The 589-nt window shown below is 63.0% G+C and carries 1 protein-coding gene; it reads left to right on the top strand.

From position 1 onward, the window contains the following. On the top strand, window positions 1-589 hold a 589-nt coding region (locus tag PEH01S_RS34370; protein WP_246063161.1), incomplete at both ends, for a condensation domain-containing protein.

Here is a 589-nt window from a genome sequence, read left to right as displayed (position 1 = left end):
AAACGATCCGTCTGCCGCACAAAACGGATTCGTTCAAGACGTGGGCGGAGCAGCTGTTGCGCTATGCGGGCAGTCCGGCCATGGAACGCGAGCGGGCGTATTGGCAGCAGATCGAGCAGGGCGGCTATGCCCCGCTGCCGAAGGACAACGCGGAGGTCAGACCGCTGCTGAAAGAGAGCGATGTCGTAACGGTACGCTGGACGGCGGAGGAAACGGAGCAGCTGCTCAAGCAGGCGCACCGGGCATACCGCACGGAAATGAACGACCTGCTGCTGACGGCGCTGGGCACGGCTATTCGCGAATGGTCGGGGCTGGACCGGGTGCCGGTCAACCTGGAGGGCCACGGACGGGAAGAAATTATCCCGGATGTGGACGTTTCGCGGACGGTGGGCTGGTTTACGAGCCAATTCCCGGTCGTGCTGGAGCTGGGGCAGGACGAGCCTGTCGGACAGCGGATCAAGCGGGTGAAGGAAGGGCTGCGCCACATCCCGAACAAAGGGATCGGGTACGGCATCCTGCGGTATTTGTCCGCGCCGCAAGAGGGCATGAAGTTCGGCGTGGAGCCGGAAATCAGCTTCAACTATCTCGG

The organism is Paenibacillus ehimensis NBRC 15659 (genome assembly GCF_004000785.1).
In the GTDB taxonomy this organism is placed as follows: domain Bacteria; phylum Bacillota; class Bacilli; order Paenibacillales; family NBRC-103111; genus Paenibacillus_G; species Paenibacillus_G ehimensis.
The sequence above is the reverse complement of the archived record's forward strand: the minus strand, read 5'-3'. Positions and strand labels throughout refer to the sequence as shown.